Source organism: Paraburkholderia sp. GV068 (assembly GCF_003058125.1).
Classification (GTDB): domain Bacteria; phylum Pseudomonadota; class Gammaproteobacteria; order Burkholderiales; family Burkholderiaceae; genus Paraburkholderia; species Paraburkholderia graminis.
In genome coordinates this window covers 289,061-311,404 of record NZ_QBUB01000005.1, presented here as the reverse complement: position 1 = coordinate 311,404, position 22,344 = coordinate 289,061, and the positions used below count along the sequence as shown (strand labels likewise).

The 22,344-nt window shown below is 65.0% G+C and carries 22 protein-coding genes; 5 read left to right on the top strand and 17 right to left on the bottom strand.

What is annotated here, in order from left to right; all coding sequences use genetic code 11:
• Nucleotides 1-67: 67 nt before the first annotated feature.
• Nucleotides 68-364, bottom strand: a complete 297-nt coding sequence (locus tag C8K18_RS13545) for a YciI-like protein (protein ID WP_029968407.1) — start codon at nucleotides 362-364, stop codon at nucleotides 68-70.
• Between the two features lie 467 nt (nucleotides 365-831).
• Between C8K18_RS13545 and C8K18_RS13540 the strand changes: the two genes are divergently transcribed.
• The 3 genes from C8K18_RS13540 to C8K18_RS13530 all read left to right on the top strand — a co-directional run bounded on the left by C8K18_RS13540 (nucleotide 832) and on the right by C8K18_RS13530 (nucleotide 2,848).
• Nucleotides 832-1,125 (top strand): PsiF family protein, encoded by a 294-nt coding sequence (locus C8K18_RS13540; RefSeq protein ID WP_006048987.1) that lies wholly within the window; start codon nucleotides 832-834, stop codon nucleotides 1,123-1,125.
• A 313-nt stretch (nucleotides 1,126-1,438) separates the two neighbouring features.
• A complete protein-coding gene (locus tag C8K18_RS13535) occupies nucleotides 1,439-1,891 on the top strand; it encodes a hypothetical protein (protein WP_029968406.1) in 453 nt (150 codons plus the stop codon).
• Between the two features lie 369 nt (nucleotides 1,892-2,260).
• Nucleotides 2,261-2,848 carry a YSC84-related protein gene (locus C8K18_RS13530; RefSeq protein ID WP_006048985.1) on the top strand — a complete coding sequence of 196 codons (588 nt, stop codon included), beginning with the start codon at nucleotides 2,261-2,263 and terminating at the stop codon, nucleotides 2,846-2,848.
• A 378-nt stretch (nucleotides 2,849-3,226) separates the two neighbouring features.
• Here C8K18_RS13530 and C8K18_RS13525 read toward each other — a convergent pair whose 3' ends face one another.
• From C8K18_RS13525 to mltG, 11 genes are all read right to left on the bottom strand, one after another.
• A complete protein-coding gene (locus tag C8K18_RS13525; RefSeq protein WP_006048984.1) occupies nucleotides 3,227-4,294 on the bottom strand; it encodes a glycosyltransferase family 4 protein in 1,068 nt (355 codons plus the stop codon).
• A gap of 252 nt (nucleotides 4,295-4,546) precedes the next feature.
• A complete protein-coding gene (locus C8K18_RS13520; RefSeq protein WP_107707815.1) occupies nucleotides 4,547-5,713 on the bottom strand; it encodes an AAA family ATPase in 1,167 nt (388 codons plus the stop codon).
• A gap of 100 nt (nucleotides 5,714-5,813) precedes the next feature.
• Entirely contained in the window at nucleotides 5,814-7,223 is a 1,410-nt protein-coding gene (otsA, locus tag C8K18_RS13515) for an alpha,alpha-trehalose-phosphate synthase (UDP-forming) (protein ID WP_053858086.1), read from the bottom strand.
• A 290-nt stretch (nucleotides 7,224-7,513) separates the two neighbouring features.
• Nucleotides 7,514-8,752: a mechanosensitive ion channel family protein gene (locus C8K18_RS13510; protein ID WP_029968404.1), complete on the bottom strand. Its 1,239-nt coding sequence runs from the start codon at nucleotides 8,750-8,752 to the stop codon at nucleotides 7,514-7,516.
• A gap of 318 nt (nucleotides 8,753-9,070) precedes the next feature.
• Nucleotides 9,071-9,427: a Rap1a/Tai family immunity protein gene (locus tag C8K18_RS13505; RefSeq protein ID WP_006048979.1), complete on the bottom strand. Its 357-nt coding sequence runs from the start codon at nucleotides 9,425-9,427 to the stop codon at nucleotides 9,071-9,073.
• Nucleotides 9,428-9,603: 176 nt separating this feature from the next.
• Nucleotides 9,604-10,341 (bottom strand): ankyrin repeat domain-containing protein, encoded by a 738-nt coding sequence (locus C8K18_RS13500; protein WP_107707748.1) that lies wholly within the window; start codon nucleotides 10,339-10,341, stop codon nucleotides 9,604-9,606.
• Between the two features lie 47 nt (nucleotides 10,342-10,388).
• Complete coding sequence (locus C8K18_RS13495; protein WP_029968401.1) at nucleotides 10,389-11,180, bottom strand: TatD family hydrolase; 792 nt, start codon at nucleotides 11,178-11,180, stop codon at nucleotides 10,389-10,391.
• Between the two features lie 33 nt (nucleotides 11,181-11,213).
• Complete coding sequence (locus C8K18_RS13490; protein WP_107707747.1) at nucleotides 11,214-11,738, bottom strand: GNAT family N-acetyltransferase; 525 nt, start codon at nucleotides 11,736-11,738, stop codon at nucleotides 11,214-11,216.
• A gap of 104 nt (nucleotides 11,739-11,842) precedes the next feature.
• Nucleotides 11,843-12,886 (bottom strand): DNA polymerase III subunit delta', encoded by a 1,044-nt coding sequence (locus C8K18_RS13485; RefSeq protein WP_107707746.1) that lies wholly within the window; start codon nucleotides 12,884-12,886, stop codon nucleotides 11,843-11,845.
• Nucleotides 12,887-12,983: 97 nt separating this feature from the next.
• Complete coding sequence (gene tmk, locus C8K18_RS13480) at nucleotides 12,984-13,604, bottom strand: dTMP kinase (protein WP_006048974.1); 621 nt, start codon at nucleotides 13,602-13,604, stop codon at nucleotides 12,984-12,986.
• Nucleotides 13,605-14,615: an endolytic transglycosylase MltG gene (mltG, locus tag C8K18_RS13475; RefSeq protein ID WP_029968395.1), complete on the bottom strand. Its 1,011-nt coding sequence runs from the start codon at nucleotides 14,613-14,615 to the stop codon at nucleotides 13,605-13,607.
• 77 nt (nucleotides 14,616-14,692) lie between these two features.
• Here mltG and C8K18_RS13470 point away from each other — a divergent pair, with 77 nt between their 5' ends.
• Entirely contained in the window at nucleotides 14,693-15,769 is a 1,077-nt protein-coding gene (locus C8K18_RS13470) for a folate-binding protein YgfZ (RefSeq protein ID WP_029968394.1), read from the top strand.
• Nucleotides 15,770-15,906: 137 nt separating this feature from the next.
• A complete protein-coding gene (locus C8K18_RS13465) occupies nucleotides 15,907-16,788 on the top strand; it encodes an NRDE family protein (RefSeq protein WP_029968393.1) in 882 nt (293 codons plus the stop codon).
• On the opposite strand, the gene C8K18_RS13460 is transcribed toward C8K18_RS13465, so the two are convergent.
• From C8K18_RS13460 to C8K18_RS13440, 5 genes are all read right to left on the bottom strand, one after another.
• A complete protein-coding gene (locus C8K18_RS13460) occupies nucleotides 16,789-17,748 on the bottom strand; it encodes an alpha/beta hydrolase (RefSeq protein ID WP_107707745.1) in 960 nt (319 codons plus the stop codon).
• A gap of 64 nt (nucleotides 17,749-17,812) precedes the next feature.
• On the bottom strand, nucleotides 17,813-18,706 hold the full coding sequence (locus C8K18_RS13455) for an SDR family oxidoreductase (protein ID WP_107707744.1): 894 nt from the start codon (nucleotides 18,704-18,706) through the stop codon (nucleotides 17,813-17,815).
• Between the two features lie 227 nt (nucleotides 18,707-18,933).
• Nucleotides 18,934-19,932 (bottom strand): NADP-dependent oxidoreductase, encoded by a 999-nt coding sequence (locus C8K18_RS13450; RefSeq protein WP_107707743.1) that lies wholly within the window; start codon nucleotides 19,930-19,932, stop codon nucleotides 18,934-18,936.
• 116 nt (nucleotides 19,933-20,048) lie between these two features.
• Nucleotides 20,049-20,534 (bottom strand): PaaI family thioesterase, encoded by a 486-nt coding sequence (locus C8K18_RS13445; RefSeq protein WP_006048967.1) that lies wholly within the window; start codon nucleotides 20,532-20,534, stop codon nucleotides 20,049-20,051.
• Nucleotides 20,535-20,660: 126 nt separating this feature from the next.
• Nucleotides 20,661-22,208, bottom strand: a complete 1,548-nt coding sequence (locus C8K18_RS13440; RefSeq protein ID WP_107707742.1) for a PLP-dependent aminotransferase family protein — start codon at nucleotides 22,206-22,208, stop codon at nucleotides 20,661-20,663.
• Between the last annotated feature and the right edge of the window lie 136 nt (nucleotides 22,209-22,344).

Sequence of the window (22,344 nt, the reverse complement as noted above, 5' to 3'; positions counted from 1 at the left end):
TGACATCGATGTGGCAACGCAGGCGAGCCGCTCGCTTGAGGCGTCGCCCGCGTGGTGTGTGGAACGGCTAGCGCACGGGATTCGCCGCGCCCTCGCCCGCCACGGTTTTCCATTCGCGTACGCGCCAGCGTGTAACAAGCCCCGCTCGCACGTACGGATCTGCCTGGGCGAAGGCTTCGGCGACGCGAGGCGTGTCGCTGTTAAAAAGCAGCATGGCCGTGTCGACCGGTTCGGTCAGCGCACCGCCCAACATCAGTTCGCCGCGCCCCGCCGCTTCCCATGCGAGTTTCAGATGCGCATCGCGGTACTCACCACGCCGTTCCAGATAGTCGGGCACGAGGTCATAGATCAATAGATAGTGCATGACGAATTCCTCCTTAAAAAAACACTACAGCGCCGGTGGTGAACGGACACGGCAACCTGTCAATAGCCGTTAAGGATTTCCCTGCGAATTTCCTTACCAATTGCCATTCATGTGCTACCGCAGCAAATGGACAATGCAGCAAAACAATGCAGCGCGAATTTTTCAACCGCTCGCAGCGGGCGATACGGTAGCGAATTGCAGTCCGATTGCATCATTGTTTAATCTGCAATGCATAACATAATCGCGTGTCCGGATTCGCTGCAATTCAACGCCAATCGACCTGAAATACGCACTCACTCCGCCTGGTCAGGGAAAACCAGCGGGCGCGGCTGTCAACGCAAACGCGGTTTTGACCGTTGATGCAGACAGCATTTGCCATAATGGACTTGCCGAGGGCCGGATGCCGGATCCCGTCGACGCCCACGTGCATGAAGACCAAAAACGTTTCCACACCGATGGAGTGTCACATGAAAATCCAATCCGCAATCGCTTCCCTGGTACTCGGCGCCGTCCTGGTTTCGCCGGCATTCGCGCAGAACAGCCAGCAGACGAAGATGGCCGACTGTAACAAGCAGGCCGGCGACAAAAAAGGCGACGAGCGCAAGGCGTTCATGAAGACGTGCCTGTCGGCGAAACCGGCCGCCGCGCCGATGAGCCAGCAGGACAAGATGAAGGTATGCAACACGCAAGCCACCGGCAAGAAAGGCGACGATCGCAAGGCGTTCATGAAGAGCTGCCTGTCGTCGGCGCCGGCTAACTGAACTTGGCTTAAACCCAACCAGATTCGACCAGGCGGGTTTCCAGCACGCTCGACCATGCGCCGCGCACTTCGCGCGGCGCATGTTTCCGCATCGGACTCTCGCATCGGACTCCAGCATCCCACTCTCGCATCCGATCTTTCGCACCACACCCCCTACGCTTTTCCGTTCCCCGCTTCGTCCGCCCTTCACAGTCCTCTCGCCCGAACGCGCCGTTTTTCTTCTATGATGGCTGCGGAGACGGCCCACCCCACACAACATTCATACGGGCCGCCATCTTGTCGTTGATGCCGCAAAGCATCGATTGGAGGCAAGGATGGTATCGAAGCATAAAAACCGCTGGTTGAGGCGGTGGCTGGTCGTCATCGTGTTCTGGGCGGTGCCCGTGGCGATCGTTGCTGTCAGCGAGATTCGCGAGGAGATGGCCTACAACGCCGTCGACCTGGACCGCGCGCTGACCACCTGGAATTTCACCGACGCGCAACGTGCGGCCGGCGCCCCCGCGCGCTGCCACGGCAAGCCGGAAGAGGCGCAAGCCGCCGGTTGTCCCGCCGACGTGCTCGCGGCCAACGCGCCGCGTCAGCAGGACGCCCGCAATGAATACAGCGTGCGCCGCTCCACCCTGATGGCTTATCTCTGGCATGCGTTCGTCGGCTACTGGATCGTGCCGGCGCTCACGCTGTTTGTTATCGGCGTGTTGATCGGCGCGGTGCGCCGCGCGCTCAGGCGGCCACCGGCGGTCAAGAGTCCGGCCAATCACGGCGGATAGCGCGCGCATCTGACTTCGGATTTGCGGCGTCGAGACAACAGTTTCGAGCCGATCGCGACAGAAAATGCGAAGCGCTGGAGTCGGTAAAAATGGGCGAATGCGGCGATTTTGGCTCGCGTGCCCGGCGGCTCGACCGAGCGCGATCCGCAGCACGGCGGCCCGTTTTCTGCGCGTTGATGCGCTCCGCGAGCGTCGCCCGGCGACCGGTCAAATTTACAGAAGACTCTTTTCGATTTGCCTCAAAGCCCCGCCGCATAAGGCTTTGAGGCTTGCGACCGAGGGCGCGTTTTGGCGTGCCGTGTGATATAACTCAGAGGCGACCGCGCGATTTGTTCGCGGTCGCGCCCCGGAACCATACGGAGAAAAACGATGCAAAGACGACACTTCATGTTGAAGACTACCGCTGCGCTCGCTTTCGGAGGCCTTGCTCTCGCCGGTTGCACAACCAACACCGGCGGCCACGACACCGCCGCCACCGATTCGTCCAAACGCCGCTCGATCGACGCCGACGTCGACGGCACCATGTCGCGGCTGTACACGACCGTGAAGGGCTCGCGCGAGCTCGTCGCCAAGGCGCGCGGCGTGCTGGTGTTCCCGTCGGTGCTGCAGGCGGGCTTCATCGTCGGCGGGCAATACGGCGAAGGCGCGCTGCGCGTCGCCGGCACCTCGGTCGGCTACTACAGCACGGTTTCCGGCTCGTTCGGGCTCCAGGCGGGCGCGCAATCGAAGGCCATCATCTTCCTGTTCATGACGCAGGATGCGCTCGACAAATTCCGCAATGCCGACGGCTGGTCGGTCGGCGGCGACGCCTCCGTTGCGCTCGTGAAAATGGGTGCGAACGGCGCGATCGATTCGAACACGGCAACCGCGCCGGTCGAGGTCTTCGTGCTGACCAACGCCGGGTTGATGGGCGACCTGTCGTTGCAAGGCACCAAGGTTTCGCGCCTGAAGATTTGACGCCGAAGGGTTGGCCCCCGGCGGTTGTGTCCGCGGGCCGACTCTGTGAGCGTGACAATGGCTCGACGAGCGACCGCCGCGTTGGTTGAGGCGGGATAGCGTCTTTGCGGCGGGACACGCAATGTGTCCCGCTGGGAGCGGGTTTGTGGAATGCGACCGCAGCAATGCAGCCATCGCGACAACTGAGTTGCCGCGAGCGCGCCAGATGCGCTATGCCAGCATCGGCTCATCGCACACGCGGCACAGCCTCTCGCAGTAAAAAAGCCGGCGCTCGGCACGAGCGCCGGCTTCGTTTCTCTCTACTGTTTTCGCTCAATCCCGCTTTGTCTGATCGCGCGAGCAAACGAGACAGCAGCACCGCGCGCCCACTCGCCGCGATCAACGCCCCGAGCTATCCACCACCTTGAAGCGCGAACGTTTCTGCGCGCGGATCACCGACTGATACGCATCCACGTACTGCTGCGCCATCCGGTGCGACGTGAAACGCTCTTCGAAGCGCTGCCGCACGCCCGCACGCGACATCTTGTGCAGCCGGTTGACCGCCGCGACCGCGCCGATCTCGTCTTCGACGATAAAGCCCGTCAGCCCGTCTTCGAGCACTTCCGGCACCGAGCCGCGGTTGAACGCGACGACCGGTGTGCCGCACGCCATCGCCTCGATCATCACGAGGCCGAACGGCTCCGGCCAGTCGATCGGAAACAGCAGCGCATGCGCGCCCGACAGAAACTCCGCCTTCTGATTGTCCGCGATTTCGCCGATGAACTCGACGTACGGCAAGTCCAGCAGCGGCCGGATATCGCGCTCGAAATATTCGCGATCGGCGGCGTCGACCTTGGCGGCGATGCGAATCGGCATGCCGCAGCGACCGGCAATGCGGATCGCCGTATCGACGCGTTTTTCCGGCGAAATACGGCCGAGAAATGCCAGGTACTTCTGCTCGACCGGCTGCGGCGTGTAGAGATGCTCAGGCAAGCCGTGATAGACGGTGGTGAGCCAACGCGCCTGCGGCAGCGGATGGCGCTGCGCATTCGAAATCGAAATTACCGGCGCCGAGCTGAACGTGTCGAACACCGGCTGCTGTTCGGGTAGGTCGAGACGGCCGTGCATCGTCGTGACGAACGGCGTGTCCTGGCGCTGAAACACCGAGAACGAGTAATAGTCGAGGTGAAAATGCAGGACGTCGAACTGCTCGGCCTGGCGGCGCACCAGTTCCATCAGCAACATATGCGGCGCGACGCGATCGCGAATGCCTGGGTCGAGGCGCAGCGCGCGCGGCCACACCGGCTCCAGTTTCGCACTCGTAACGGAATCGCCGCTTGCGAACAGCGTCACATCGTGGCCGAGCTCGACGAGCGCCTCGGTGATGTACGACACGACGCGCTCCGTGCCGCCGTATAGCTTCGGCGGCACCGATTCGGTCAAGGGGGCGATCTGCGCAATCTTCATAGTTGTCTCCGTGAACTGACGGCTCGTGGCCCGGCTTGTTCCGAGGCCGCGTTTTGCGGCGCCGTCAGTGGCGCCCTTTTGAGCGCCGGTCTTCGATCAGTGCACCGCGGCAGCACGCGCGCACCATAGGCATCGGAGCATTATTCCCTGGCAGGGACTAAAAAGCGCCCGTTATTGCATTTCCTGGGCGCTGTTACATTCAGCTTACAAGCGGCCTGGCACCGAAATAAACGCCGCATCGCACCGCGCGATTCAGCGCGACGGCCACTTCCAGGCCGGCATGTCGCGTTCGTCGGCGTCCGCGAGACGCGTGGCGCCGAAATGCTTTTCCAGCACCAGCGATTCGCTGGCGTCCTCGCGTTCGAGCGCCGCGATCAGCCGCGCTGCATGCGATACGACGAGCACCTGCGAGTGCGCGGCGGCCCGCGCGATCAGCCGCGCGAGCGCCGGCAGCAGATCGGGATGCAAACTGGTTTCAGGCTCGTTCAGCACCAGCAGCGCGGGCGGGCGCGGCGTCAACAGCGCGGCGACCAGCAGCAGATAGCGCAAGGTGCCGTCCGACAATTCCGCGCCCTTCAGCGGACGCAGCAGGCCGTGCTGCTGCATCAGCACTTCGAAGCGGCCGTCCTGCGAGGCAATGTCGAGCCGCGAGCCGGGAAACGCGTCGTCGATGGCAGCGTCGAGCGCGCTCGAATCGCCGATTTCGCGGATGGTTTGCAATGCGGCGGCGAGGTCCGCGCCGTCGTCGGAGAGCACCGGCGTATGCGTGCCGACTTGCGGCATGCGCGCGGGGGCGTCGACGTCGGTCCGGAAGTGATCGTAAAAGCGCCACGAGCGGATCTGTTCGCGCACCGCGATCATTTCGGGCGCGGAGCGCGGGTCGGCGAACTCCGTCATCATGCTGTCGAAACTCGCAACCGGCTGCGGCACCGTTTGCCACTCGCCGCTTTCATCGCGCGTGCGTAACGCCGGACCCTGCCTGTCGACGAGCAATGCGGACGGCCGCAGCACCGGCCCGCTCCAGATGCATTCGCGCTTGACGACGGGATCGAGCATAAAACGGGTGCTCTTATTGAGCAGCGGCAGCCCGAGATCGATCGCATAACTAAACTGCTCGCCCGCGAAACCGAGCCTGAGACTCACCGGCGTCTTGCGTGCCGTGGGTTCAACCTCGAATTCGCCGCTCAGCACGCCGCGCGAAAAGCGTTCGGGACCGGCCCATAAGGTGGACGGCAGGCCGCCTTCCCGTGCGAGCGACGTAATCACGCCGCCGCGCGCCGTTTCCGCAAGCAGACGCAGCGAACGGTAGACGCTCGATTTGCCGCTGCCGTTCGCGCCGGTAATGACGTTCAGCTGGCCGAGCGGCACGATCAATTCGCGCAGAGACCGGTAGCCCGCGATGGCGAGCGCACTCAGCACGCGGCCATCCGAAGATACGAGGCTTGCGGGCGCACGCACGCCTTGCTGGCCGACAACCTCCGCTGCCCGAGGCTGAAGGTTGCGTATTGCCGCAAGCTCATCACCTGTGCCCTCCGCCCACGGCCGGTCGTTGTATCGGCACGCTGCGCAGGTCGCGCAGGAAGCTGTCGCGCCACACGCCCAGATCGTTCTTGCGCAGCGCCGCCATGTTGATCTCGTGACGCCGCTGCCGTGCATCGAGCGGCATTTGCAGCGCCCGCTGCAACGCCTCGCACATGCCGATCGCATCGTGCGGATTGACGAGCAGCGCGCCCGTCAACTCCGCCGCCGCGCCCGCGAAAATCGACAGCACGAGCACGCCCGGATCGTCCGGATTCTGCGCGGCGACATATTCCTTCGCGACCAGGTTCATGCCGTCATGCAACGGCGTGACGAAACCGATCTGCGACTCGCGAAACAGCGACATCAGTTTCCAGCGGTCGTATTGCTGATTCAGATAACGGATCGGCGTGTAGTCGAGGCCCGAATAGCGGCCGTTGATACGCCCCGCTTCGTACTCCAGGTCCTGGCGGATCTTCTGATAGGTCGCGACGTCCGACCGCGTGGGCGGCGCGATCTGCACGAGCGTGACGTTGCCGCGCCATTCGGGCGAGCGTTCCAGCAGATGCTCGAACGCGCGAAAACGTTCGACGAGCCCCTTCGAATAATCGAGCCGGTCCACGCTCATGATCAGCTTGCGGCCTTCCAGGCTCTGCTTCAGGTCGAGCACGTGCTGACGGCTTTCGTAGCGCTTGGCCTGTTCGGCGATCTCGTCGGGAAACACGCCGATGCGGTAGACGCCCGTGCGCAGCTTGCGACCGAACGCTTCCACCATGCCATTCGACACCGTGCCGCGCGCGTGGCGCGTCACATAGTCGTGAAACGCCTCTTCGTCGGTCGCGGTCTGGAAACCGAGCAGGTCGTAGCACGACAGCGACTTCACCAGCTCCTCGTGCGGCGGAATATTCAGCAGGATTTGCGGCGACGGAAACGGAATGTGCAGGAAAAAGCCAATGCGATTCGTGATGCCCTCGCTGCGCAGCGCCTCGGCGAACGGGATCAGATGGTAGTCGTGAATCCAGATGACGTCGTCGGGCTCGAGCAGCTTGATGAGCTTGTGCGCAAGCCACGCGTTGACGCGCCGGTAACCGGCATATTCCTCGCGCTCGTAGCGCGCGAGGTCGTTGCGATAGTGGAACACCGGCCAGAGCGTCGCGTTCGAAAAACCGCGGTAGTACTGGTCGTAATCCTTGCGCGTGAGGCCCACGGTCGCGAAGGTCACCGCGCCGTCCTGTTCGAGCGTGGGTCCCGCGTTGGCGACGGTCTCGCTGACCACGTCGCCGCTCCAGCCGAACCACACGCCTCCCGCGTCTTTCAGCGCGCCGAACACGCCGACGGCGAGGCCGCCCGCCGATCCTTTGGTTTCCGTCGGCGTAGCGACGCGATTCGACACGACGATCAGTCGGCCCATGTTGCAAGTCCTCCTTGTTTCGCGCGGCATCTGACAGGGTGCAGCCCGCGCCCGCCACGCAGCGGACGCGTCGACATCGTTTTGCATGGTGCACGCCATGCCGCGCCAGGTTTATTCAATGAGTGGACGGTTCGACCCTTTGGCGAACGATCGGTTGCATCGTTTAGCCGGTTGGCCAGGGCAGATAGCGCACGGCGCGCACATTTCAGCGAATTCGGTTGCGCGCTTCCGATCGTCGCAGCACTGCCTGCCCGCGTTCCGCGCAGCGTCGCGCGGATTCTGACCTCGCGCTAGGCCGTTTCCTTCACTTTGTGGGGCGACCCAGCCGCCGACGACGGCCCAGGCCCAGGCCGGCTTGCCACCGGGTCCGCCTCAGTATGCGCCGCCGTGCTGCCGGCCGGCGTGCGCGTGCCGCGCGGCACCCAGTCGAGCGGTTCGCCCTTGCCGTTTTCGAGTTCCGCCGACACCTCCGCGCGCGCCCGCGGCAAATACTGCGGATAGTGCTTCTGGATGAAGTCGAGCAGCCCCTCGCGCACGCGGCAGCGCAGGTCCCAGTTCAGACCCGAATCGAGCGAACTGACGAGCGCGCGCAACTGCATCGAGCGCTCGGTGCCCTCGGTGACTTGCAGCACCTGCACGCGACGGTCCCACTCGGGCGCCGCTTCGACGATGCGCGCCAGTTCCTCGCGCAACGGCGCGAGCGGCATCCGGTAATCGACGTACAGAAACACCGTGCCGATGATCTGCGAACTGCTGCGCGTCCAGTTCGAAAACGGATTCTCGATGAACCATTGCAGCGGCACGATCAGCCGCCGCTGATCCCACAGACGCACCGACACATAGGTCCCGGTAATCTCCTCGATGCGCCCCCACTCGCCCTGAATCACGACAACGTCGTCGAGCCGGATCGGCTGCGACAGCGCGATCTGCAAACCCGCGATCAGATTGCCGAGCACCGGCCGCGCGGCAATACCGGCGACCAGACCGGCGACGCCCGCCGACGCCAGCAGGCTCGCGCCGATCTGCCGCACGTTCGGAAACGTCATCAACGCGCCGCCGACGCCGACGATCACGATCACCAGCATCACCGAGCGCGCCAGCACCCTCGCCTGCGTATGGATGCGGCGCGCGTGGAGATTGTCGGCGGTATCGAGCGGATGGGCCTGAATGATCGCCTCGCCGATGGCCGCCGCCGAGCGCACCGACAGCCACGTCAATGCGCCGATCAGCGCAATGGCCGCGGCGTCGCGCAACGGGCCGATAAAGGTGAGCGTGTCGGGCGCCTCCCACCAGACGGCTTCGAGCGAGAGAATCAGCAGAACGAACAGCGACGGCTTGTCGATATAGCGCAGCACGACACTCGTGAGCGGATAAGGCCGCGCGATCCGCGTGACGATGCGCGCGCCCACGCGGTGCGCGCCGATCGCGATCAGCACGGCGATGACCGAGACCAGCAACGCGCCGGGCCAGGTATGCAGCGGCGCTTCGGCGATGTGGTCCAACTGGTCGAGTCGATCGAGAAAAGCCATATAGGACAGTTTCCTCCTCGCTTGGATGGGGACAGGCCGGCCGTGTGTGACGCGGCGACGGCGTAGAGATGAGGCGCCCGGCCGGCACGCCCGCGAAAGCGCGGATCAAACGATGCGCCCCGCTATCAAAGCCGGCTGCGACCGCGCAAAGCGGCGCCCCGGCTCATGTTGAACGCGTGCACGGCATACGGCACACGCGGTGAGCAAACTCAGTGACAAAAAACCGGTGACAAAAACCCGTGAAAAAACAACAAAGCTGGCAACCCACACGCCCCGCGACACGAGGCCGCAAACCGCGCCAGCTCGAATCAACTCAAGTCAGCTTCCGCTTTTGCAAGGAAACGCCTTGCCGAGCCCCAGCGAAATCGCCGTGCTCGCGTTATAGCCCGCCACAATCGGATTTTCCGCGATGTATTTGCGCACCGCATCCGTCAACTGCGCCGAACGCGCGTCTTGCGGCAGGCAGAAGTACTGGCCGACGCGCGGCCCGGTCGTGCCGCCGATTGCGTCGATCGTGTTGAAAATGCCGTCGGCGGCGCCTTCAATGTACGCGGCGCACGCACTGCGCGACGCCACGTCGGTCTTCGTGCACAGCTTGTTGAGGTCGCCTCCCGTAAACGCGGCCGCCGACAACGGTACGGCAAACGCGCTGGCGAAAATCAAAGCCCGCAGCATGGTGTTCCTTTCCAGGTCGTTTATCAGGCGGTCTGTTGCCGCATCCCGAGGGCGCGCACACGAGAGGCGCGCCAAAGTCGTCATTCTGCACTGTTTTACGGGGCCGCAGCAGGCAGCCGCCGCTATCTTCAGGCATATAAGCGGCAAAACGCGCACAAGCCGCTTCGCCGCGCGCCTTACTTCTGCTGCATCTGTTGCAGGCGGGCGGTGAGGCCCTCGACCACGTCCGGCTCCTTGTAGGTCTTCGCGAAATCGAGCGCGGTCAGGCCGACCTGGTTCTTCACGGTCAGGTCCGCGCCGTTGTCGAGCAGCAGCTTCACCGTCGACACATGGCCGCCGCGCGCGGCCATCATCAGCGGCGTGGTGCCGTTCGGGGAGCCGGCGTCGACGTAAGCCGAATGGTCGAGCAGCAGTTTCACGATGTCGTCGTGGCCGTTCGCGGCGGCGTAGTGCAGCGGCGCCCAGCCCTTCTTGTTGACTTCGGCGTCTTTCGCGATCAGTTGCTTGACGAATTCCAGGTCGCCGTTCAGCGCGGCCATCATCATCGCGTTCTCGCCCGCCTTGTCCTCGATTTCAACGTTGGTCTTCGGGTTCGCGAGCAGCGCGGCGCCGACCTTGTCCGACTTCTCGCGCGCGGCGAGGACCAGCAGCGGCATGCCCTGGTTGTCGACGCTGTTCGGATCCATGCCCTTCGCGAGCAATTTCTTGACGCCGTCCACGTCGTCGAATTTCACCGATTTGATCAACGAGTCGATCGGCGCGGCCACAGCCGGCGCGGCGATCAGCGAACTCAGCGCGGCACAGGCGAATGTGGCGGCCAGGGCGGTGCGCGACAAACCGCGGCGGACGGACGAGACTGCCGTGGCCGTCGTGTCAGCGGTATGCGGTGTGTGGGTTAATGTGAAATATGTCATATTTTACTTTAGGGATGAGCCCTATCCTATTGATTTACTTACATTTTCTATGCGCCAGCCGGCGCGGGAATCTTGAAAAGGCGGAAGAAGTTTTGCGTCGTCGCGGCGGCGAGCGCCTCGTCCGTCATCTCGCGCTGCTGCGCGATGAAACGTCCGACATAACTCACGTACGCAGGTTCATTGGGCTTGCCGCGATACGGCACGGGCGCCAGATACGGCGAATCGGTCTCGATCAGCAGGCGCTCCAAGGGCACGCGACGCGCGACGTCCTGCACGTCCGTCGCGCTCTTGAACGTGACGATGCCCGACAGCGAGATGTAAAAATTCTGCGCAAGCGCCTGCTCGGCGACGCTCCACGGCTCCGTGAAGCAATGCATGACGCCGCCCGGCTCGCTCGCGCGCTCCTCGGCCATGATGCGCAGCGTGTCTTCCGACGAAGAACGCGTATGGATGATGAGCGGCTTGCCGGTCGCATGCGCGGCGCGGATGTGCGTGCGAAAGCGCTCGCGCTGCCATTCCATATCGGCGATCGAGCGGCCTTCCAGGCGGTAATAGTCGAGCCCCGTTTCGCCGATCGCGACCACTTTCGGATGTTCGGCCAGTTCGACCAGTTCGGCGACGCTCGGCTCGCGCATGTCCTCGTGATCGGGATGCACGCCCACCGACGCATAAACGTTGTCGTGCCGGCTGGCGATTTCAAGAACCGACGGCAGCGTTTCCAGATCGACCGACACGCACAGCGCATGCGTGACCGCGTGGCTGCGCATGTTCTCGAGCACCTGCGGCAGGCGGTCGGCGAGTCCTTCGAAATTGATGTGACAGTGTGAATCGACAAACATGACGATGTCCTGCAAAGGAATGCCTGAGGCGGATCAGCTTGCCGCGCCGTGCGCGTCGAGCCGCTTGCCGAGAATCACCAGATCGCGCTCGACGCCGTCCAGCACGGCCACGCGCGGCAGCGACCCCCACGTGTCGAAGCCGAAACCCCGAAAGAGGCGCAGGCTCGCCTCATTGTGGCCGAAGATGAAGCCGAGCACGGTGTCGATGCCGAGCGCCGGCGCCGCCGCGAGCGAGGCCGCCAGCAACTGCTTGCCGAGGCCCTTGCCGCGCGCGCGCTCGTCCAGATAGATGCTGACTTCCGCGGTGCGCTGATAGGCCGGACGGCCGTAAAAGTCCGAAAAGCTGAGCCAGCCGAGCAGGCGGCCGGGCGCTTCGGCGTCGTCGACGACCCAGAGCGGACGTTTCTGCGGCCCGTGCGCATGAAACCATGCCAACCGGCTCTCGACGCTGACCGGCTCCAGATCGGCGGTCACCTGGCGCGACGCGACCGTCGAGTTGTAAATGGCGACGATCGCGGGCAGATCGTCGAGCGTGGCATCGCGGTAAGACAGGCTCATGGTGCTTTCGGATTGGAATGAGAGGCTGGGTAAAAATTAACAAACGGTCCTTCAGACGACGCTTGCGGCATGGACGGCGTGGACGGCGTGGCGCGCCGCGGCCGTCATGCAAAAAGCTCGCGGTAGCCCAGAAACAGCTCCTCGAACACAAGCCGCGCGCTCAACGGATGATTTTCGACCGCGCGCTGCCGCGTCACGGTCCGCATGAAGCGCGCGAACGCGCTCGCGTCAGCCTGCGACGCGCAACGCGTCAACGCCGCCGACGCCTGCGGAAAGTAGCGCGGCGCGCCGGCCGCGCGCTGGGCGAGCAGATCGTACATCCAGCGCTGCAGCCAGCCGAGCACGAGCGGCACCGGCAGCTTCTGCAGCGCCTCGCCGCACGCAAAGGCGTCGCACTCGGGGCCCGCAGCCAGTTGCTTGAGCGTCCAGTCGCGCAGCGTGCGGTTTTCGTCGCTGGCGAGGGCGAGCGCGGTGAGCGGTGCGCCGCCCGCCTCGGCGAGCAGCGCCGGCGCTTCGGCCACGCCTTGCGCCGCGAGCCATTGGGTGGCGGCTTCGGGTGACGGCATGCTCATCGGCCATTGGCGGCAACGGCTGATGATGGTGGGCAGCAACCGGTCGATGCGTGCCGACACCATCAGGAACACGACGCCCGCTGGCGGCTCCTCGAGCGTCTTCAGCAGCGCATTGGCCGCGGCGATGTTCAGCCCTTCGGCGGGATACAGCACGACCACGCGCGCGCCGCCGCGATGCGAGCCCACGCCGACGAAGTCGAGCAAGCCGCGAATCTGCTCGATCTTGATCTCCTTGCTGGGTGCACGCGTTTTCTTGCCCTCGTCGGCGTCGGCCTTGTCGGCTTTGTCCGCTTTGTCGTCGGCGCCGTAGCCCAAGCCCGCCTCGGCGGCCAGCGCCTCGGGCACCACGATCCGGTAATCGGGATGGTTGCCTTGCACGAACCAGTTGCACGCGACGCACGCGCCGCACGGCTCGCCGTTCTCGCGCTGGTCTTCGCACAACAGGCCCTGCGCGAGGTGCTGCGCGAAGCGCAGCTTGCCGATGCCCGCCTGGCCATGCAGCAGCAACGCATGCGGCCAGTGGCCGCGCAGCTGCTGCAGGCGGTTCCAGTCATCGGCTTGCCACGGATAAATCATCGTTTGTCTTTTCGAATCAATCGGTTGGGGGCGTTATTTGATGCTTTGCCGGAGCTTTGGCGTGCGCTCGCCTGGATTTGACATTACTAATGCAAAATCAAAGACTTGCAATCAACTCTTCAAGCTGCTTCTGGATGCGGACAATGCTCTGCGAAGAGTCAATGATAGCGAAACGATACGGCGCTTCTTCCGCCCGGCGCAGATATTCGGCCCGCGTGCGCTCGAAAAAAGCCGCCGATTCGCTCTCGAAGCGATCCGGATCGCGCGCCGCGCTGCGCCGTTCGTTGGCGATTTCCGGCGCGAGGTCGAACAGCACGGTCAAATCCGGCTGGAAGCCGCCCTGCACCCAGCGCTCGAGCGTTTCCAGCTTGTCGCGCGGCAGCCCGCGCCCGCCGCCCTGGTAGGCAAAGGTCGCGTCGGTGAAACGGTCGGACAGCACCCAGTCGCCGCGCGCGAGCGCCGGCTCGATCACTTCCGCCAGATGCTGGCGGCGCAGCGCGAACATCAGCAGCGCCTCGGTTTCGAGATCCATCTTCTGATGCAGCACGATTTCGCGGATCTGCTCGCCAAGCGGCGTGCCGCCGGGTTCGCGCGTCATGACGACCGCGCGGCCGGTGGCCGCCACCTTCTGTTCCAGCCGCTCGCGGAACCAGGCGAGATGAGTCGTCTTGCCGGCGCCGTCTATGCCCTCGAACGTGATGAATTTGCCGCGCGCCATTTATTGCCCTCGAATGTATTTGTCCACGGCCTTGTTGTGATCGCCAAGGTTGTCGGAAAAGATGCTGCTGCCGTCGCCGCGCGACACGAAGTACAACGCGCTCGTTTGCGCCGGGTTCATCGCCGCCTGCAGCGACGCGACGCCGGGCAGCGAAATCGGCGTGGGCGGCAGGCCCATGCGCGTGTAGGTATTGTAGGGAGTGTCCGTCTGCAGGTCTTTTTTGCGGATGCGGCCCGCGTAGCTCTCGCCCATTCCGTAGATCACAGTCGGGTCGGTCTGCAGCGGCATGCCCACGCGCAGACGGTTCGCGAACACGGCCGCGACCATCGGACGGTCCGACTTTTTGCCGGTTTCCTTTTCGATGATCGAAGCCATGATGAGCGCCTCGTACGGCGTCTTGTACGGCAGGTTCGGCGCGCGCGCGAGCCATGCTTCATCGAGACGCACGCGCATCAGACGATACGCGCGGCGATACACGTCGAGGTCGCTCGTGTTCTTGTCGAACAGATAGGTGTCCGGGAAAAACAGCCCTTCGCCGTTGCCGATCGACGCTTCCGGTGCGCCGATTGCGCTCATCAGCTGCGCGTCGTTCATCGCGACGCTGTCGTGCTTGAGCGCCGGATTCGCGTCCAGCTCGGCGCGCATGCGCTTGAACGTCCACCCTTCGATGATGGTCGCGACGTATTCGTTGACGTCGCCGCGCGCGATTTTTTGCAGCACTTCGTAGGGCGTCACGCCGGTCTTGAATTCGTAATTGCCGGACTTCAGCTCGCTTTGCAGGCCGAGCAGCCGCGTCATCACGATGAATAGCTCGGGCTCGACCGGCACGCCGCCGCGATTGAGCTGCAGCGTGACGCTGCGCAGGCTGCTGTGCGGTTTGACGGTGACGTCGAGTTGCGCGGGATTCAGCTCGAGCGGGCTGTTGGCCCAGTGGTATCCGCCAGCGATCGCGGCTGCGGCCAGCACGAGGACAATCGAGCCGGCAACCAAACATTTCTTGAAGAGGGACATGAAAACGTGGCAGGGTTGGACTGCATATAATACTTGTTTGCCTTAGCTAAAGTCAGAATTGACTGTTCCCGGAATCCATGAACACACCGCTCGCTACCGCTTCAGGCACTGTCCCAGCTAACCCCGCAGTGCATCCGTCAGCCGCGGCCGTCACGGCGCTGCCGGTGTGGCCGCGTCCGTCCGCCGATGAGTTCGACGCCGCCCTCCAGCACGGCGCCTACGCGGTGCTCACGCAGTTCGGCGTGATCGACGCGACCGGCGACGACGCCGCGAGCTTCCTGCACGGTCAGTTGACGAACGACACGCAGCACCTCGACGCCGCCAACGCGCGCCTCGCAGGCTACTGCTCGGCGAAGGGACGCCTGCTCGCGTCGTTCCTGACCTGGCGCAGCGGCGACACGCTCCGTCTGCTGGTCTCAAAGGACGTACAGGCGGCGGTGCAAAAGCGCCTCTCCATGTTCGTTCTGCGCGCGAAGGCGAAGCTCGCCGATGCAAGCGGCGAGCTGGCGGTGATCGGCCTCGCGGGCGACGTGCGCAAGGCGCTGTCCGGCGTGTTCGACGCGTTGCCGGACGGCGTGCACGTCAAGGTGGACGGCGCGGCCGGCTCGCTGATTCGCGTGCCGGATGCGTTCGAGCGGCTCCGTTATCTGTGGATCGGGCCGAAGGCGCAGGTCGAAGCGCATCTGCCCTCGCTCGGCGAGAAGCTCACGCAGGTTTCGCCGGCCGTGTGGGACTGGCTCGACATTCGCGCGGGCGAGCCGCGCATCACGCAGCCGGTGGTCGAACAGTTCGTGCCGCAAATGGTCAATTTCGACGTGCTCGGCGCGGTCAATTTCCGCAAGGGCTGCTACCCTGGCCAGGAAGTGGTCGCGCGCAGCCAGTACCGCGGCACGATCAAGCGGCGCACGTCGCTCGCGAACGTGGCGGGCGAGCTCGATACCGTGAAGGCGGGCGTCGAGCTGTTTCACTCCGACGATCCTGGTCAGCCGTGCGGCATGGTGGTGAACGCGGCGTCGGCGCGGGACGGCGGCGTCGATGTGCTCGTCGAGATCAAGCTCGCGGCGCTCGAAAGCGGTTCGGTGCATCTGGGCGCCGCGGACGGCCCGGCGCTGCGCTTTCTCGCGCTGCCGTACGGACTGCCCTCCGAGGTTTGAACGGCGCTCCGCGGTACGCAGATGAGCGGCGCAGTGCGCTCGAAGCACGCGCCGCTTTTTGCCGGCGTCCTCGTCCGACTACTGTTCGCCATTGCGTTTTGAAGCAACATTGAAGCAACAACCGGGAGACGCCCCCGATGTGCCTGATCGTGTTCGACTGGCGACCCGATGCGGTCGACGGCCCGCTCTTCACGCTTGCCGCGAATCGCGACGAATTTTTCCACCGCACGGCCCAGCCGATCGGCTGGTGGGACGACGCGCGGGGCGTGCTGGCCGGCCGCGATCTGGTCGGCGGCGGCACCTGGCTCGGCATGTCGCGCCACGGACGCTTCGCCGCGCTGACCAACTACCGCGCGCCGCACGACATGCGCGCCGACGCGCCGACCCGCGGCACGCTCGTCAGCGACTGGCTGGCTTGCGAGGAGCCCGCATTTGACGCGGGACGGAATGGCGGCGAAAACCACGACGCAAACGACGGCGAACAGGAAACGCCCCTCGCCTATCTGCGCCGCGTCGCGCAAACCGGCGATCTGTACAACGGCTTTAATCTGCTGGTAGGCGACTGGACGCGCCGCGAGCTGGCCTGGTACTGCAATCGCTCGAATCTGGCGCCCGCGCTGCTCGCGCCGGGCACGCACGGCATCTCGAACGCGATTCTCGACACGCCGTGGCCGAAGCTCGTCAGGAAGCGCGCCGAACTGGGCGCGCTGCTCACGCGCAATTCGATGCCGCCGCTCGAACATCTGATCGACCTGATGCGCGATCCGCGCGTCGCCGCGGACGCCGAGTTGCCGTCCACCGGCATTGCGCTCGAGCGGGAACGGGCGCTGTCTGCGGCGTTCATCGAAACGCCCGGATACGGCACGCGCGGCACGACAGCGCTGCGCGTCGTCGCGAACGGCGAGATGGTCAGCGTCGCGGTGGCCGAGCGCAGCGACGACAACGGCTCGCACCGCATCGTGCGGCCAGGCGACTTCGAACGCAGCTTCGCGTTCAACGTCGAGCGGGAAATCGCCTAGTCAGTCCACGCCGAATGCCGCGCGCAATGCCGCGGCGGCATCGGCATGCGCGTGCGCGACCTCGGGCACGAAGCCGCCCATCTTGAAGAACTCGTGGATCATGCCCGGATAGCGCCTGAGCGTCAACGCGTTGCCGTAGCGGCGCAGCTTGTCCGCGTAGGCATCGCCTTCGTCGCTGAGCGGATCGTATTCGGCCGTCGCGATCCAGGCCGGCGCGAGGCCGCTGAAATCGGGCGCACCGCGCGTGCCGTCGAGCGGCGCAAAACGCCAGTCGTCGCGATCGCTCGTATCGCGCACATACTGCTCGAAGAACCATTGGATCGTCGTGCCCGACAGCAGGAATCCGTCGGCGAGGCGCGAGTGCGAATCGGTCTGCTGATAACCGGTCGTGCCGGGATAGATCAGCAATTGCAGCGCGAGCGCGATGCCTGCGTCGCGCGCGAGCACCGCGCACACCGTCGCGAGGGTGCCGCCCGCGCTGTCGCCGCCGACCGCGAGCCGGGCCGCGTCGATGCCGAACTCCGCGCCGTGCGTATGCAGCCACGTGAGCGCGTCGAAAGCGTCGTCGACGGCGGTCGGGAACTTGTGTTCCGGCGCGAGCCGGTAATCGACCGACAGCACCGCGCATTGGCCGTCGCGCGCGAACATCCGCGCGAGCGCGTCGTGCGTGTTCACGCTGCCGACCGTGAAGCCGCCGCCGTGATAGTAGACGAGCGCGGGCGCGGGGTTCGCCCAGCTCGGCTCTTCGGCGTGGTAAAGACGTGCGCCGATCGTCGCGCCGTCGCGTGTCGGAATGCGCAGGTCTTCGACGGAGAACATCGGCGCGCTGGCAATCTCGAGAATCGGCGCGCTTTTTTCATACGATGCGCGCGCCGCTTGCGGCGTCATCTCATGGAGCTTCGGGCGCTTTGCGCGCGCGATCATGTCGAGCACCTGCTCGATCTTCGGATTCAACGGCATGTGACGTGAGGTGGGTTGAAGAGAACTCGCGGGACGGCTCGGGCGGGCGGCTTCCGTACCGCATTCAAATCTCGCTGGCGCTTTTCACTTCCGGCTTCAGCGACATCGGATCGGTCGGATCGCGCAACTGCTCGATGTCCTCGTGACGCAGCTTGACGGTCGCCATGATGGCCGGGTGCGTGATGATATAGAAGCGCCGTGCGGCGATGGCGTCGAACGTGAGCGCGGCGACCTCGGCCGCGCTCAGCTTGCCTGCTCGCACCGCGCGCTGCAATTGCTTGCCGGCGGCGATCTGCGAGCGCGTCGGGCTGTTTTCGTTGCGCAGACCGGCGGGCCGCATGCGCTCGGCATCCGCGATGCCGGTCGGCGCGAAAGCCGGACACAGCAGCGAACAGCCGACCCGGACGTTGGTGTCGCGCCCGGCCTGCGCGAGTTGCAGGTCGTGATACAGCGTCTCGGTGAGCGACACGACGGCGTGCTTCGACGCGTTGTAGACGCCCATCGCAGGCGGCGACAACAGCCCCGCCACCGACGCCGTATTGACGATATGCGCCGGCTCGTTCTGCGCGAGCATGAGCGGCGCGAACGCGCGCACGCCGTGGGCGACGCCCATCACATTCACGCCGAACACCCAGGCCCAGTCGTTCGCCGAACTCTCCCAGAGGAAGCCGCCCGAGCCCACGCCCGCATTGTTGAAGAGCAGATGCACCTTGCCGAACGCATCGAGCGCGGCCTGGGCAAGCGCTTCGACCTGCGCCGCGTTCGATACGTCGGTCGGCACGCCGATCGCGTCGGCGCCCGCGGCGCGCAATGCATCGACGGTCTGGGCGAGCGCCTCGGGGTTCACGTCCGCGAGCACGAGCTTCATGCGAAGCGCCGCGGCTCGTTGCGCGAATGCCTGGCCGAAGCCGCTCGCCGCGCCGGTGATGACCGCGACCCTGGCGGGAAATTCGAACATCTGGCGACTCCTTTTTGCGTGGGGCTTGATGCGTGGCTTTTGAATGTGTGATTCGCGATGCGCGACTTCGACTGCGGTGACTTCGGCTGCGTGCCGTTTGATGCCTGATTTTGCCGCATGCCATCAACCCGCGACTTCCGCGCAACGCATCGCATCGCATCGACAAACGGCTCAACGAGCGACTCGCGCGTCCCACTTCACGCTTCACCCACCAAGCCGAGCCTCACTCAAATCAGCTTCACCAACTGCTTGCCGAAATTCTTGCCCTTCAGCAAACCAATGAAAGCCTCCGGCGCGGCATCGAGCCCTTGCGCGATGGTCTCCCGATATTGCAGCTTCTTCTGTGCGACGAGCGTGCCGAGTTCGTTGAGCGCCTGCGGCCAGACATCCATATGCTCGGTGACGATGAAGCCTTGCACCAGCAGACGCTGCGTCAGTATCAGCGACGGGTGCTTGAGCGGCACCGGCTGACCGTCGTAGCCCGCGATGTATCCGCACACCGCGATGCGCCCCGACGGGTTCATGCGCGCGAGCGTCGCGTCGAGCACTTCGCCGCCGACGTTCTCGAAGCAGCCGTCGATGCCGTCCGGCGTCGCCGCCTTCAGGTCCTGATACAGATTGCCGGCCTTGTAGTCGACGCAGGCGTCGAAGCCGAGCGTCTCCACGACATAGCGGCATTTCTCCGCGCCGCCGGCGATGCCCACCGCGCGCGCGCCGGCCTGCTTCGCCAGTTGGCCGACGACACTGCCCACCGCCCCGCTCGCAGCGCTCACTACGACGGTCTCGCCCGCCTTGGGCGCGATGATCCGGTTCAATCCATACCATGCCGTCACGCCCGGCATGCCGACGGGTCCGAGATAGGCCGACAGCGGCACGTGCGTGTCGTCGACTTTCTGCACGCCCGCGCCGTCCGACGTGCCGTATTCCTGCCAGCCGAATATGGCGACGACCTTGTCGCCGACCGCGAACTTCGGGTTCTTCGACTCGATCACTTCGCCGACCGTGCCGCCGATCATCACTTCATCGAGCGGCTGCGGCGCCGCGTACGACTTGCTGTCGTTCATGCGGCCGCGCATGTACGGATCGAGCGACAGGTAGTGATTGCGCACGCGGATTTCGCCATCGGCAAGCGGCGCGAGCGGCGTCTCCACGAGACGGAAGTTGTCGGGCGTGACAGCGCCTTGCGGACGCGAAGCGAGCAGGAACTGGCGGTTGATTTGTGGCATGTCGATCGTCTCCTTGGGTTGTGGATTGTGGACTACCGATTACGAATCAGCGACGGCGTGTTGCACTCGCCGATGGCATGTTCGGGCATGTTGCCGCCTCGCACCTTGCCACTCGCTCAACCGTCGCTAGGACCGGGTTTTGCCGACGGGTCGCTGCGCAAGCGCTGGCGCGTCACGTCGCGGCCCACGGCGAGGCGACGCATGTATTTGAACGTGCCGAGCGCCTTGCCGACGAAGTGGCCTTCGCTATCGCGGATCTCGCCTTCGCAATAGGCCATGGTGGTCGAACGATGCAGCACGCGCGCCGTCGCGCGCAACTCGCCGCGGCCTGGCTGCATGAAGTTGACCTTCATCTCGACCGTGACCACGCCGACACCGTCGCCGGCGAGACTGCGCGCGGCCATCGCGAGCGCGACGTCGGCGAGCGTCATCGTGACGCCGCCGTGCGCGACGTCCCAGGTGTTCATATGCTCGGGCAAGAGGGACAGCACCACTTCGCTGGCGCCGTCGGCCGCCGACACGAGCCGTGCGCCGAGCCGGTCGACGAAGGGACTTTCGGGCAACGACGCGCCGCCCGCAGTAGATGAAGATGAATCGGTCATTGCGGCTTTCGGTTTTCCTTGTCTTGACGTGCGGCGGCGCGTGCGCGTGTGCGCTGATGCAGCGGCGATGCGGGCACCTTCATGCACGCGCGACGCGACGCGCCGGAAGAGAAGAAATGATACCTGCTATGCCGTTTCGCAGTGGGAGCGAGGCGTGGGTTTGTCTGCCGCCGACGCATATGCCGACGCCCGCGCCGCCATCGCTGTCGCAAGCCGTCCGAGCCGGCGCAGCGCGTCATCGGCGAGATCGAGATCGGTGCTTGGACAACTGAGGCGAATGAAGTGATCGAAGCGGCCCGCGTTCGAGAACACGGTGCCCGGCATCACGCGAATGCCCTCTTTCAGCGCGGCGTCGAAGAAAGCGGCCGACGACACCTCGCGCGGCAGCTCGATCCAGAAGAAGATGCCGCCCGCGGGCGGCGTGAACCGCGTGCCCTCGGGAAAGGACGCGCCCAGCGCCGCCGCCATCCGCTCGCGCTGCATCCTCAGCCGGTCGCGCAAGCGCCGCAGATGCCGCTCATACGCGTTGGTCTGCAGAAACTCCGCGAGCACGACTTGCGACAACTGCTCGTTGTGACGCGACTGCGCGAATTTCAGCATGCCGATACGCGGATGCCAGCGCCCGCCGTTGATCCAGCCGATGCGCATGCCCGGCGCGAGCGTCTTGTTGAACGACGTGCAGTGGATCACGGTGCCGTCGCTGTCCCAGGCCTTCAGCGAGCGCAGCGGCTGCGTGCTATCGACCAGCTCGCGATACGGGTCGTCCTCGATCAGCGCGATGCCCGCCCGCGCGCACAACTCGACGAGCCGTGCCTTGTGCGCATCGGGCATCACGCTGCCGAGCGGATTCTGCAGGTTCGGCACCACGACCACAGCCTTTATGTCGGGATGCGTTTGCAACGCGAAGTCGAGCGCCTCGATGGCGAGCCCCGTGCTCGGGCTCGCGGGAATTTCGAGCGCGCGCAGCCCGAGACTCTCCAGCGCCTGCAACAGGCCGAAGAAACACGGCGATTCGACGGCGACGGTGTCGCCCGGTTGCGTCACGGCCCGCAACGCCAGGTTGACCGCCTCGATGCCGCCGTGCGTCATGATGATGTCGTCCGCGCCGACCTGGATGCCCGCGTCGAGCGCACGGCGCGCGATGATCGCGCGCAACGCGGGATCGCCCTGATCGGGCCCGGCTGCGGTCAACAGCGTCGGCCGCCGGCGCAATGCGCGCAGCGCGGCTTTCTGCAACGCGTCGGTCGGATAGAGATCCGGCGACGCGGTCGCGCCGCCCAGATTGAACGCGTCCGGATAGCGCTGATATTGCGAGACGATGGTTGAAATGACCGAGTGAATGCCGACGAACTGCGCGGCGCGAGGCATCGTTGCGAGGTCGGGTTCCGATGCGGCGGGCAACGCGGCGCTTTGCGAAGCGCGCACGAAATAGCCGGCGCGCGGCTGCGCTTCGATCAGCGCCTCGCGTTCGAGCACGCGATAACTCTCGGTGGCGGTCGCGAGGCTCACGCCGTGACGCTGCATGAAGGCGCGCATCGACGGCATGCGCTCGCCGGGGCGCAGCACGCCGTTGCGTATCGCGCGGCGATAGTGCGCGGCCAGTTGGCGGTAAAGCGGTTCGCTCGCGGTGGCATCGTTCGGCGGCGCGAGGGGCGTGCTGGTGTACGCGTGCATGGGCTTTTGTGCTTGCGTTCAAATTGATCGGCTCATGAGCCGATGGTGCGCACGGTCCGCGTGCGGCAACAGATACACATCGACCTCATTTCGACCGATACAGCGTATCAAAGAGCCGCGTTGTACCGGTGCAGAT